General features: G+C 60.0%; 11 protein-coding genes and 1 tRNA gene. 9 read left to right on the top strand and 3 right to left on the bottom strand.

Features of this window, described 5'->3' with window-relative positions:
* Positions 1 to 6: 6 nt before the first annotated feature.
* The 4 genes from folP (at position 7) to VME63_RS11250 (ending at position 4534) form a co-directional block, all read left to right on the top strand.
* Positions 7 to 912 carry a dihydropteroate synthase gene (gene folP / locus VME63_RS11265; protein ID WP_325433300.1) on the top strand — a complete coding sequence of 302 codons (906 nt, stop codon included), beginning with the start codon at positions 7 to 9 and terminating at the stop codon, positions 910 to 912.
* A gap of 179 nt (positions 913 to 1091) precedes the next feature.
* Positions 1092 to 2450: a phosphoglucosamine mutase gene (gene glmM, locus VME63_RS11260; protein ID WP_325433298.1), complete on the top strand. Its 1359-nt coding sequence runs from the start codon at positions 1092 to 1094 to the stop codon at positions 2448 to 2450.
* Positions 2451 to 2592: 142 nt separating this feature from the next.
* Positions 2593 to 3528, top strand: coding sequence for an isopenicillin N synthase family dioxygenase (locus tag VME63_RS11255; protein ID WP_325433380.1), 936 nt, complete (start codon positions 2593 to 2595; stop codon positions 3526 to 3528).
* Positions 3529 to 3826: 298 nt separating this feature from the next.
* Positions 3827 to 4534: a VIT1/CCC1 transporter family protein gene (locus VME63_RS11250; protein WP_325433296.1), complete on the top strand. Its 708-nt coding sequence runs from the start codon at positions 3827 to 3829 to the stop codon at positions 4532 to 4534.
* A gap of 258 nt (positions 4535 to 4792) precedes the next feature.
* On the opposite strand, the gene VME63_RS11245 is transcribed toward VME63_RS11250, so the two are convergent.
* Together VME63_RS11245 and VME63_RS11240 are read right to left on the bottom strand one after the other, a co-directional pair.
* Positions 4793 to 5812: a MerR family transcriptional regulator gene (locus VME63_RS11245; protein ID WP_325433294.1), complete on the bottom strand. Its 1020-nt coding sequence runs from the start codon at positions 5810 to 5812 to the stop codon at positions 4793 to 4795.
* 116 nt (positions 5813 to 5928) lie between these two features.
* Complete coding sequence (locus tag VME63_RS11240) at positions 5929 to 6741, bottom strand: SDR family NAD(P)-dependent oxidoreductase (protein WP_325433378.1); 813 nt, start codon at positions 6739 to 6741, stop codon at positions 5929 to 5931.
* A gap of 258 nt (positions 6742 to 6999) precedes the next feature.
* Between VME63_RS11240 and tpiA the strand changes: the two genes are divergently transcribed.
* From tpiA to VME63_RS11215, 5 genes are all read left to right on the top strand, one after another.
* Positions 7000 to 7749: a triose-phosphate isomerase gene (gene tpiA / locus VME63_RS11235; RefSeq protein ID WP_325433292.1), complete on the top strand. Its 750-nt coding sequence runs from the start codon at positions 7000 to 7002 to the stop codon at positions 7747 to 7749.
* A 27-nt stretch (positions 7750 to 7776) separates the two neighbouring features.
* Positions 7777 to 8253 (top strand): preprotein translocase subunit SecG, encoded by a 477-nt coding sequence (gene secG, locus VME63_RS11230; protein WP_325433290.1) that lies wholly within the window; start codon positions 7777 to 7779, stop codon positions 8251 to 8253.
* A 15-nt stretch (positions 8254 to 8268) separates the two neighbouring features.
* Positions 8269 to 8353: transfer RNA gene (locus VME63_RS11225), tRNA-Leu, on the top strand.
* 185 nt (positions 8354 to 8538) lie between these two features.
* Positions 8539 to 8802: a hypothetical protein gene (locus VME63_RS11220; RefSeq protein ID WP_325433288.1), complete on the top strand. Its 264-nt coding sequence runs from the start codon at positions 8539 to 8541 to the stop codon at positions 8800 to 8802.
* Between the two features lie 214 nt (positions 8803 to 9016).
* Complete coding sequence (locus VME63_RS11215; protein ID WP_325433286.1) at positions 9017 to 10351, top strand: hypothetical protein; 1335 nt, start codon at positions 9017 to 9019, stop codon at positions 10349 to 10351.
* Positions 10352 to 11193: 842 nt separating this feature from the next.
* On the opposite strand, the gene VME63_RS11210 is transcribed toward VME63_RS11215, so the two are convergent.
* Positions 11194 to 11817: a plasmid pRiA4b ORF-3 family protein gene (locus VME63_RS11210; RefSeq protein WP_325433284.1), complete on the bottom strand. Its 624-nt coding sequence runs from the start codon at positions 11815 to 11817 to the stop codon at positions 11194 to 11196.
* Positions 11818 to 11958 lie beyond the last annotated feature (141 nt).

Below are 11958 nucleotides of genomic sequence, written 5' to 3'. Positions count from 1 at the left end.
GGCGGCATGTCGACGGATCTGTTTGCCACCGTACTCGATTGCAACGGCCGTGCGCTGACGCTGGATCGTCCGCGCGTGGTCGGCATCGTCAACGTCACGCCCGATTCGTTTTCCGACGGCGGCCAGTTCGCCGATCTCGACGCCGCCGTGGCACACGGCGTGCGCCTGGTGGAAGAGGGCGCGGACATGCTCGATATCGGCGGCGAATCCACCCGGCCAGGCGCTGCGGATGTGTCCGTCGAAGACGAACTGCGCCGCGTGTTGCCGGTGATCGAGCAACTGGCAGCGCGAATCTCGCTGCCCATCGCCATCGACACCTCCAAGCCGGAAGTAATGCGCGCGGCGGTGGCTGCCGGTGCGGGCATGATCAACGATGTCTACGCACTGCGTCGCGACGGCGCGCTGGATGCGGCGGCGGACCTGCGCGTGCCGGTCTGCCTGATGCACATGCAGGGCGAGCCGCGCAGCATGCAGGATGCGCCGCATTACGAAGACGTGGTCGGCGAAGTGCATCGTTTTCTCACCGATCGCCTGTTTGCCTGCGAGCTGGCCGGCATCGACCGGCGCAAGGTGGTGGTCGACCCCGGTTTTGGCTTTGGCAAAGACCTGGAACACAACCTCGCGCTGTTGCGTCGGCTGGAGCGTTTCGCCGATCTGGGCAGCGGCGTGTACGTGGGCCTGTCACGCAAGTCGATGATCGGCACGCTTACCGGCCGCAAGGAGCCGGCCGAGCGTGCCGCGGGCTCCGTGGCCGCCGCGTTGATCGCGGTTCAGCGCGGGGCGCGCATGGTGCGCGTCCACGACGTTGCCGCCACCGTGGATGCCCTGAAGGTGTGGCATGCCGTGCAAGCGGGCGACAAGCCCGAGCGGCGCGATACGCCCAAGGCGCCGCGCTGGCCCGACGACGACTGAATACGCGGCACTTCATCTTCTACCGTTGCGCAGGCCTTATCGCCTGCCGCTGCTTGCAACGGCCCACTAGGAGGGGGTAAAGCTCTTCACAGGCTTTTGGGCACGATGGGGTTACCCCTCTGCGACCTTCCCCGGCGAGCAGGGGAAGGAGTAAAAATGGCTTTGACGCAGGACTTTCCATGAACCAACGCAAATACTTCGGTACCGATGGCATCCGCGGCCGCGTCGGGCAGTGGCCGATCAGTGCCGATTTCATGCTGCGCCTCGGGCGAGCGCTGGGCGTGGTGCTGCGTCAGCGCAAGAAATCCGCGGGCCGTCCGCTGGTGTTGATCGGCAAGGACACGCGCGTGTCCGGCTACATGTTCGAATCGGCACTGGAAGCGGGCCTGGCCGCCGCCGGCGCCGACGTGCGCCTGCTCGGGCCCATGCCCACGCCCGCCGTCGCCTATCTCACGCGCAGCCTGCGCGCCGATGCCGGCGTCGTGATCAGCGCTTCGCACAATCCGCATCACGACAACGGCATCAAGTTTTTCTCCGCGCATGGCGAAAAACTTTCCGACGAAATCGAAGAGGCCATCGAACGCGAGGCTGATGCCCAGTTCACCACCGTCGATTCGGAAAACCTCGGCAAGGTCGTGCGCGTCACCGATGCGGTTACGCGCTACGCCGAATTCTGCAAATCCACCGTGCCGGAAGATTTCAGCCTGGCCGGCATGAAAGTCGTGCTCGACTGCGCGCACGGGGCCACTTATCAGGTGGCCCCGAAAGTATTCGGCGAACTTGGCGCGGATGTGTTCGTCATCGGCGACCGTCCCGATGGCTTCAACATCAACCGTGACGTCGGCTCGATGCATCCGCAGGCGCTTCAACGCGCCGTGATGGAGCAGCAGGCCGATATCGGCTTCGCCTTCGATGGCGATGGCGATCGCGTGCAGATGGTCGACCGTAACGGCGAGCTGGGCGACGGCGACGACATCCTCTACGTGCTGGCGCGCAGCTGGCACGCGCGCGGCGTGCTCAAGGGGCCGGTGGTCGGCACCTCGATGAGCAACTTCGGTTTGCAGCAGGCACTGGGCGAGCAGGGCATCGAACTGATCCGCGCCAACGTGGGCGACCGCTTCGTGCTGCAAAAACTCAAAGAACACGACGGCGTGCTGGGCGGCGAAACCTCCGGCCACGTGCTGTGCCTGGATCGCGCCACCACCGGCGACGGCATCGTGGCCGCGCTTGCGGTGCTCGAAGCGCTCAAATCCCTGGAACAGGACCTGGCTGGCGCGCGCCGGGGCCTGCACAAGATGCCCCAGGTGATGATCAACGTCCGCGCCGATGGCGCCCGCGAGGCGCTTGGTACCGACGCCGTACGCCAGGCGCTGGCCGAGGCCGAGCAGGCCTTGCGCGGCCGCGGCCGCGTGGTGCTGCGCGCCTCGGGCACCGAACCGTTGGTACGCGTCACCGTGGAGGCCGCCGACGCGGCCGAAGTCAGGGTATTGGCCCAGCGCCTCGCCGACGTCGTAAAATCCTCAGCCGAACGCTCGTGAACCAAGTGGGGCTGGCCGGCCTTAACCGGCGCCGGCTCCACACCCAGGTCGCCAAGGAACAGGCCCGACGTGCACCGCCCCTGCGGTGGCGGAACACAAATCGACCGCACGCCAACCTGTGGAAAACATCATGGACACATCCATCAAGAAGGTTCCGACCCTCGACATACGCCGTTACGACACCGATCGCGCGGCTTTTGTCGCCGAACTGGGCGCGGCGTACCGCGAGTTCGGTTTCTGCTGCATCAGCGGCCACGGCATCACCCCGGCATTGATCGATGGCGCCTACGACGCCTTCCAGCGCTTCTTCGCGCTGCCCACCGAAACCAAGATGAAGTACCACGTGCCCGGGACCGGCGGCGCGCGCGGCTACACCCCGTTCAAGATCGAAACGGCCAAGGACAGCCGCTATCCGGACCTGAAAGAGTTCTGGCACATCGGCCGCGAGATCGACCGCGACTCCCGTTTCGCCGACGTGATGCCGCCCAACATCTGGCCGGCCGAAGTACCCGGCTTCCACGCGTTGGGCTACGAGCTGTTCGAGGCGCTCGATCACCTGGGCAGCCGCGTGCTGCGCGCGCTGGCACTGCACATCGACCTGCCGGAAACCTACTTCGAGGACAAGATCGACCAGGGCAACTCCATCCTGCGCCCGATCCATTACCCGCCCATCGCCGAGGAAAACCTGCCAAACGTGCGTGCCGGCGCGCATGAGGACATCAACTTCATCACCCTGCTGGTCGGCGCCAGCGCCGAAGGCCTGGAAGTGCTCACGCGCGAGGGCAACTGGCTGCCGATCACCACCGAAGGTGATGCCATCGTGGTAAACATCGGCGACATGCTGCAACGCCTGACCAACCACGTTTATCCGTCCACCACCCATCGCGTGGTGAACCCGCAGAACGCCAACGCGCGCAAGCCGCGCTATTCGGTGCCTTACTTCCTGCATCCCAATCCCGACGTGATGCTCGATCCGCTGCCGCAGTGCATTTCGCCCGACAACCCGCGCCGCTACGACACCGCGATCAGCTCCCACGACTACCTCATGCAACGCCTGCGCGAAATCAAACTGATCTGACGCGATGGTCGCCCTCTCGCCTTTGGGGGAGAGGGTTGGGGCGAGGGGCGTCTTGCCGAACGCCCCTTCCATCGCCTTCTCACACACGCCCTCTGCGCTTCAAGGAGAGCGCTGGGGTGAGGGGCCATCTTCCCGAAAAGCCGCTTCGGCGCGACGCGACCGCCGCTCCCGCTTTCATGCCGGCCGCGCCCGGGCGCATCACCGTAACCACCGCATCGCAAAAGCCAATACGTGTACGTCTCATTGCCGCACCCTTCGCCGCGTGCGGCTAAAGTTGCGTGCACCGCAAGGAATCGCCATGTCTGCCAAGCATCATCACCATCACACCGAACGGCACTTCACCGCTTCCGATGTCGTCCGCGACCTGGTCATCGGCATGGCTGACGGCCTCACGGTGCCGTTCGCGCTCGCCGCCGGCCTCTCCGGTGCCGCTGTCGCCAGCCGTGTCGTGGTGGTGGCGGGCGTGGCGGAAATCGCCGCCGGCGCCATCGCCATGGGCCTTGGCGGCTACCTTGCCGCGCGCGGCGATGCCGATCACTACGATGCCGAGCGCCGCCGCGAAGTGCGCGAGGTGCGCGAGCTGGCACGCGAGGAAGAACGCGAGATCGTGCAGATCTTCGCCCAGTACGGCCTCGACCGCGAAGCATGCAAACCGGTGCTCGCACACTTCCACCAGAACCACGATGCCTGGGTGGATTTCATGATGCGCTTTGAACTGGGCCTGGAAAAACCCGAACCCGGCCGCGCCCTGCGCAGCGCCCTCACCATCGGCGGCGCCTACATCGTCGGCGGCCTGGTGCCGCTGGCGCCGTACATGCTGATCGATGGCCTGCAGCCGGCGCTGCGTGCATCGGTGGTTTGCACATTGATCGCGCTGGGCTTGTTTGGCGCGGCCAAAAGCCGCTTCACCGGCATCGGCATGCTGCGCGGGGCATTGCAGACCATGCTGGTAGGCGGCCTCGCTTCCGCCGCCGCGTTCGCGCTTGCGCGCTGGATCGGTGGTTGATCAATCCTGCGCGCGGTAGCGATGCGATTGCCGCGCCGAGAGGCGCAGTGTGCAGACGTGCACGCCATGGGCCTGGTTTTTCAACGCCAGTGACTGCGAGAACTTGATCATGTTCGCCTTGCCTTTTATGGCTTTTGGGGGGCGTGCCACGCATTCCTATCTGATTGTTCTAATTGATCTTATAAGTGCAGGGGGGTGGTGGTGCTTCCAACCCCCGAGCGAATGTTTATTCAGATAGTTTTCTACGTGGATTTTTTCTCATCGAGTCATCCCTTCCAAAGATGACCTTACGTAGGCGAATAGTTTCTCATCGACGGCAGAGCCACTGCGAAGATGGGGTTCCTTCGCATAAGCCTCCCGAATACGACTGTGGGTCGTCGGGGCGTCACCCGCATATGCCGTGAAGAGCTCCATCCAGCGGCGCGCAAGTTTTCGAACCTCGGGATCATCGGGAGATATGCCGGCGTTTCTCGACTTGAGTAAGGCAGAAATCAACGGTGGCCATTCGTACATGTGTTTGCCGTAATTTGCCCTCATGCGAACCATTTCATCCGGCGACAAATAGCGTTCAAAGATGGTCAGTCGCGCTTGGACAATAGCCCGTTCGACGAAGTGTTCGAGTTCTTCCGTGATGCCAGTTCGCTGGCGTATTTCTGGTTCCTGCTTGTTCATGGTGTGGAGGCGCATCAGAAAATCTGGATTTCCTCCGGTATCCCGGCTAATCATCTGCATCCATTGGAATGCAAGCCAATCCACGTCAGCATCTCCGGGTTTGGCCCCTCGGTCGATGGCTGCTTGAACTTGTTGAACCAGCGAATTCCATTCAGGTTGAACGCTGGGATTGTTGTAAAGCGGGAGTTCTTTTAGTTCTTCAGGTGAAAAATAATGCTCGTACATGGTGAATAGCTCCAATGTATCCATCCAGCGGGATGGATCGATGGGCTGCCCGGTTGCCAGTTCATCACGAAGTTCGCAGAGTTGGTGATACAGGATGCGATCGCGTGCCATAGTCTTTTCGAGCACGCCAATCTGCTTGCTGATCAGGATTTTTATTGACGTTTCTGGGCCGGACAGGGCGGTGCCGATATCTGCCAGAGACAGTCCAAGCTGACGCAAAGCGATGATGCGATACAGTCGCTCTATATCTTCTTGGGTGTATAACCGATAGCCGGCATCCGAACGCACAGACGGTTTCAACAACCCAATGTGGTCGTAGTGGTGCAGGGAACGGACGGTCAGGCCTGTACGTTGCGCCAGTTCACCTATCTTCAATCGCATTGTTTGCTATTCCCCGACTGGCTTCGAATATCGCCAAGCTACGGTCTGACGTTGCGTCAGGGTCAAGAGGCTTGGTAACGCTAGGCGAAGTTCGTGCCTGGTATTTGAGCGTATATTTAATGATTGTCCTGTGCCCGATATCGCTTGGACTGCTTTGCCGAAATCTTCAATGCCAACTTGTCAGGCATGAGCTTAAATACCGTCTTGATGAAACGATTGGTACGCCCCGTGACCCGCACAGCTTCGCCACGTTCTACGGCATCAATGCCTTCCTTTACCACTTCGTCGGCTGTTTGCCACATGAAGTTGGGCAACTTGTTCATCAGTGTTCGCGTGCCCGTGACATCGTGAAATTCCGACCAGGTAAAACCCGGACACAGGGCACAGACATTCACGCCCTTATCAGCGTTTTCCAAGGCAAGTGATTGGCTGGTTCGAATCCAGAAGCTTTTACTTGCCGCATACAGCGTGTGTCCCGCCGAACCCGGTACATGCCCGGCCAACGACGCCACGTTGACGATGCGTCCGTAGCCGCGTTCGCGCATGGCGCCGATCAAGCGCCATGCCAGTTCCGTGGGCGCGGTCACCAGCACGCGCAGGAAATCCGCATGCGTGGCCCATGCGTTCGCATCGAAACGTCCGGGCACGCCGTAGCCTGCGTTGTTGATCAGCCAATCCACCTGCAGACCGCGCCGATCCAGTTCCGCGCACAGCTGTTCGACGGCGTGCGGGTCGGCCAGGTCGTTAGTCAGCACGGTCGCCTGGATGCCATGCGCCGCACGCAGTTCCGTGGCCAGCAACTCCAGGCGGTCGGTGCGGCGCGCCGTCAGCACTACATCGTGGCCGAGCGCGGCAAGGGCACGGGCAAAGGCAGCGCCAATCCCGGCAGAGGCACCGGTGATCAAACTGAGCGGACGAGCCTGGGTCATGGATGGGGTTTCCCTGCGGCAGTGGCGAATGGTGACCACACTACGTGACTGCCCCATTTCTTCAAGCCGGGCGTTTTGCCGGATCGTCGGCATGGCTCGTCTGCAATGCGGTGCGAATGGTTAACGCTAACAATAGGGCGGGCGGTTTTCCTACACGGCAGGGCGGCTGAACACCGACAAGTTACCCAGAAAAAACGCCGTTGCTGGGCTGTGCCGGGGTCGCTAAGCTTGCGCGTTTTCTCTGGGGCGGGTGCTGCTATGCGCAAAAAACTCGTGGCGGGTAATTGGAAAATGCACGGCAGCCGTTCCATGGCGGAAGGCCTGGTGCATGAAATCGCGCAAGGCAAGCCATCGGATATCGATGTGCTGATGTTTCCCCCGTTTCCATACTTGCAGCCCCTGGCCGCCGCCTACGCCGGCTCGGGGATAGGCTTCGGCGCGCAGGACGTCAGCGAGCACGAGGGGCAGGGGGCCTATACCGGCGAAGTGGCTGCCGCGATGGTGGCCGATGTCGGCGCCCGATGGACCCTGGTGGGGCACTCCGAGCGCCGCCAATACCACGGTGAAAGCAGCGAGCTGGTCGCACGCAAATTCGCCGCCGCCCGCGCCGCCGGGCTTACCCCGATCCTCTGCCTGGGCGAAACCCTGGCGCAGCGCGAGGCCGGCGAAACCGAGGCCGTCATCGGCCGCCAGCTGCAGGCCGTGCTGGCCCTCAACGGCATTGCCAGCTTCGACACCGCCGTGGTCGCTTACGAGCCGGTCTGGGCGATCGGCACCGGGCGCACCGCCACCCCCCAGCAGGCACAGGATGTGCATGCATTCATCCGTAGCCAACTTGCCCAAGGGGATGCTATGATTGCCCGTCTGACCCGGCTGCTTTATGGCGGCAGCGTCAAGGCGGCCAATGCTGCAGAGCTTTTTGCGCAGCCGGACGTGGATGGTGGCTTGATCGGCGGCGCCGCGCTCGTGGCGGCCGACTTCCTGGCCATCTGCAACGCCGCCCACTGAGCCATATCGAATCCTACGCGAGACACCATGTTCGTCATCTTCAGTGTGTTCTACATCCTGATCGCTGCGGCCATGATCGTGCTGATCCTGATGCAGCGCGGTGCAGGCGCCGACGCGGGTTCCGGCTTCGGTGCCGGCGCCTCGGCAACGGTGTTCGGCGCACGCGGTTCGGCCAACTTCCTGTCCCGTTCCACGGCCGTACTTGCCGCGCTGTTCTTCCTGCTCAGCATCGGCATGGGCATTTACCTCAAGTACAACGGCAACTCGCTGCGCCAGCAGGCCGCCAACAACGACCTGGGCGTAATGAGCAGTCTTGGCAACAAGCCCGCCGCGACGCAGAATGCGCACCCGGTCGTGCCGGCCCAGCCGCAGGCCGCCATCCCGGCGCCAGCCGCTCCGGCCAATGGGGAAGTCCCGACCGCGCAGCCGGCACCGGCCAAGGCGCAGCAGGGCGAAGTACCGACAGCCACCGCCCCGGCGGCGGCATCGACCAGCAAGCACTAAAAACGCAAGACACCTGCCCAGGTGGCGGAATTGGTAGACGCACTACCTTGAGGTGGTAGCGACGCAAGTCGTGGGGGTTCGAGTCCCCCCTTGGGCACCATTAAGCAGTCTGATACGGTCCAATACAGACCAAAAAGACTAAAGAGACCCGCCACTTAGGCGGGTTTTTTATTGCCCGATCGACTGGATCAGTCCGGGGGGCGTCCATTGCAATCCATCCTCTCAGTGAGAGCAGACTTGGGGTAATGCAAGAAATTGCCTCAGTCCTTTGCGAAGGAATGCCCTATGTCCCATACCGTCCTCGACATCAAGCAGGCCAAGCTTGCCGATAAGCCATATCAGCTGTACGACGAAAAGGGGATGTACCTACAGGTGTCTCCATCGGGCGGTAAACCTTCTCAGACCGGCCAACGCAAGCAAGTAGACCAGCCCGTCGGTTTCACCAGTTGGCCCGACGTGAACACGCAAGGTTGCCCACAGGACACGGGTACCAGCATGCATCACATGCTTAGCTTAGCCATTGCGGCTTTACAGTTTGCTATGACGTGATTCGCAAGCGCATTGACGTCAACTATCCCGGAATGGCCGTGATGAGGGAGAATTAGCAACGCATTGCGCTGGCGACCGTTCGTAGCCTTTGCGCCAAAAAACAGCCTACCTAAGCAGGATGCGGCAGAACATCTGATCCACGTAAGCAACATGCCTGTCTACCCTGGGTGATCTTTGGTTGCGCAGGCCCAGAAAATTCGGGCGTGATTTTTCGATGAGTTGGTGGTTCAGCGCTAAACAGCTTCAGATTGGTAGCGCTTACTATATTAAAAGGGGAGATATGTTTAGCCACTTGCTGCACAAGACGGCCCGCCGAGTTTCTCGTGGCGTTGGCACTTCCGTTATCGTCGCCGCAATTGCTCTAGCTATGGGCTTCATGCCGTGGTCCGCCAAAGCGTCCGGTACACAAGCGCGTCATGTCGTGGGCAATCTAGTCAAGGCCGGCCCGGTAACTGTGGTCGCTGATAAAGACTCGATTGACCTTGCCACCGTGGAGGGCCATTCAAAAGTCACCGCGATGAGCATGACCTACAGCCCCGATGGCCATTACTTGGCTATTGTGGATGCGGTAGGGGCGGGAGCGACGCACATCGTTGTCTGGGACTTGAAGCGCAATAAATTGCAATCCCACACGGAACGATTGACTCCCAATTTTGCACTTGATCCCTACGCCCTTTTGACCTGGACCCCCGATGGAAAGCGCTTGACGTTCGGGCGCGGTGGCGGTGGCAGTCCTATTAAGTTTTGGGATGCCATGACCGGACAGGTTGTCTCAGAGGCACCCTCCACGGTTGTGGCTGCATCGCTGCGATTCAACAGACAGGGCACTCAGGCGCTTGCGTCCCCTGGTGCCGGAGGAAGTCTAACGTTTCGCGTCTACGACACGACTAATTGGAGCTACAAAGAGTTCGATGAGGGTGGCATGGCGGTACAGGAGTTGGCTTGGGCTCCCGGAGGCCGAATTGTGGCAGTGGGTCTTTGGCGAAAAGTGGGCGATGGCGCAGCGGGCGCGATTGGATCCGGTGATCGCGACGTGCTACGAAGTTTAAAGATAAATGACGTAATTGCGCGCCTGATTGATCCATCCGGTGTGGTAGCAAGTCGAACGAAATTGCTGATTCCGTCCAAGCCGACCACGGTCCAAAGCGGTGGGCGGTACCTCACATATAACCAGACTCAGGAGCAGAGTTCGATGTTTTTAGTGAGTGATGCCGAAGGGAAGACTCTTGCGATTGGGCTAGGCAACATTCTCGATGTGCCGACGCTGGAAATGCTTACCTACGCAACCAGCGAAGACATAAGTGCGCACAAAGTCCCGGCCGCGCTGCAACCAAGAGATTTTGCAATGAGCCCCGACGGAAGCTACCTGTATCTCGGTGGTGGCTCTAGCAGTCCGAATGATGGCGACGACAATCTGATTGTCGACGCGAGGACGGGGAAATTGTTGAGCGGCTTTCAAGGCGGTAAGGGTGGGATTGCGGTTAGTCCAGACGGCACGCAGATCGCTGTCGGCGACGAGCGTTACGTCAAGTTCTTTAGTGTGAAATGAGTATTCAGGCCTCATATCAGGGGGCAGTTCGTGGGGATGGCCGGAGTAGAGATTTTGTAGCCGCCTATGGGTGCACGATTGCATAAGTATAAACAGTGCCGTCACTGCTGCGCATTACAAGCCTAGAGGCAGACGCACCAATTAGGGTCGCTCCCTTGTCAGGGGTGTATCCGATCTTGAGCCGATTTCCCTCAATTTTCCAAACAGTCAAAGGCCCAGTACACCAGTCATGATCGCGGCGGTCTATCGAAAGATATTTGTCGGAAAATCTTAAATCCGTCGATGAGCCCGATTTTTTTTGGTGATACTAAAGATAGGTGCATGCCTACTAAGTTAGCCTCACTCCATGACAAAGCCGGAGCCGCTTGGCACAACACTATTGAATGGTGGCTCACCAGGGCAAGTACGACCAAGATTAATGCGAGGGTGCGCGAAGTGTGGGGCATAAGCACATTTGATCTCTGAAATTTCCGAAGTGTTCGCAAACGCTAATGTGGCGATTTGCATTTATCGGCTTCAGTCACGCATAGCATCTCAAACGAAGTTGTTTGGCTAAATCATTTCCTAAGCCAAATGCTCTGACAAGTTTGGCTGCAAACACTAACTGCAAGTCAGTTGGATCCTGGTTCGGTCATCCAATGCCAGGCATTCTGCACCGCGTGTCAGACGTCTCTTTCGCGATGTGGGGTGGCACCGACTTAGCTGTGATTTTTCCAAGCGAATGACAGACAAATTTTCATTTTCTACCGCGCACGTCTGTCGGTTGCATGAAATTCGGAAGCTCGGAAGGAAGCATTAAAACCACTTACGAAGGAGATCCGGTAATTGGCTTAATCTTCCACCTACAGAAGAAGTTCATTGAGCCGCTCGGCCGCATCTCGAAAAGTGATTTTTGTCGGGTCGAATGCCAATGGATCAAACGGCCAGTAGACCTTGGCGTGGTTGTTTTTCAACCAATCCCGCATTTCCCGAAATTTCGCGCTCTTCGGCTTGGTAAGCGCTTCCTTGAGCTGCTCAAAGCCATAAACGCCCCCGCAGTCTTCTGGAGGCGTCGCGTTTTCCCCCGTCAAACAGCGTGGATAAGGACCGCCATCCGCATCCCTGACTTCCTCAAGATGGATGGTGTGATGCCAGTCATCCCCGAAGTCGTAAAGGTAAGTCAGAGTTCTAATTCGCCCAAAATGTACCGATAGTGGCACCGTCCACCCCGGCGCCATGTCCTTGTCGGCAAACTCGTCGGGTACGCCAATGGTAATGGGGCCGACCTCAAATTCATGCGCATGGTAGTCCAGCCAGCCAAAGGCGTCTTGGATGGCCACGTGCAAATCCCAGAACGTGGATGATGCGGGGATCTCGATTCGACGCCAAACCAAGGGCATGGTTCGGTCAAGGTCGATACGAAGATGGAGCACTGGGATACGGCTGGCCATTGGATTGCCAGCTTTGGCTTTTGTGCTGGTCGGCATTTGATTTGTTCAACTTTTAAGGGTGAGCTGGCCGGCCTATTGGGAAGACCAACATAAGTGGCAAGCCGTACACGGATGATTTCAAGATCGCGGCGGTCAAGCAAGTGACCGAAGGCAGCCATTCGGCGGCCAGCAGGTGGA

It is taken from the genome of Dyella sp. (assembly GCF_035503745.1).
GTDB lineage: Bacteria > Pseudomonadota > Gammaproteobacteria > Xanthomonadales > Rhodanobacteraceae > Dyella_B.
This window is presented reverse-complemented; position numbering and strand designations above follow the sequence as displayed.

Bases quoted from the DNA above. Each gene is read 5' to 3' on its own strand.
- folP (WP_325433300.1), top strand. From the start codon at position 7: ATGTCGACGGATCTGTTTGCCACCGTACTCGATTGCAACGGCCGTGCG.
- glmM (WP_325433298.1), top strand. From the start codon at position 1,092: ATGAACCAACGCAAATACTTCGGTACCGATGGCATCCGCGGCCGCGTC.
- VME63_RS11250 (WP_325433296.1), top strand. From the start codon at position 3,827: ATGTCTGCCAAGCATCATCACCATCACACCGAACGGCACTTCACCGCT.
- VME63_RS11245 (WP_325433294.1), bottom strand. From the start codon at position 5,812: ATGCGATTGAAGATAGGTGAACTGGCGCAACGTACAGGCCTGACCGTC.
- VME63_RS11240 (WP_325433378.1), bottom strand. From the start codon at position 6,741: ATGACCCAGGCTCGTCCGCTCAGTTTGATCACCGGTGCCTCTGCCGGG.
- tpiA (WP_325433292.1), top strand. From the start codon at position 7,000: ATGCGCAAAAAACTCGTGGCGGGTAATTGGAAAATGCACGGCAGCCGT.
- secG (WP_325433290.1), top strand. From the start codon at position 7,777: ATGTTCGTCATCTTCAGTGTGTTCTACATCCTGATCGCTGCGGCCATG.
- VME63_RS11220 (WP_325433288.1), top strand. From the start codon at position 8,539: ATGTCCCATACCGTCCTCGACATCAAGCAGGCCAAGCTTGCCGATAAG.
- VME63_RS11215 (WP_325433286.1), top strand. From the start codon at position 9,017: ATGAGTTGGTGGTTCAGCGCTAAACAGCTTCAGATTGGTAGCGCTTAC.
- VME63_RS11210 (WP_325433284.1), bottom strand. From the start codon at position 11,817: ATGCCGACCAGCACAAAAGCCAAAGCTGGCAATCCAATGGCCAGCCGT.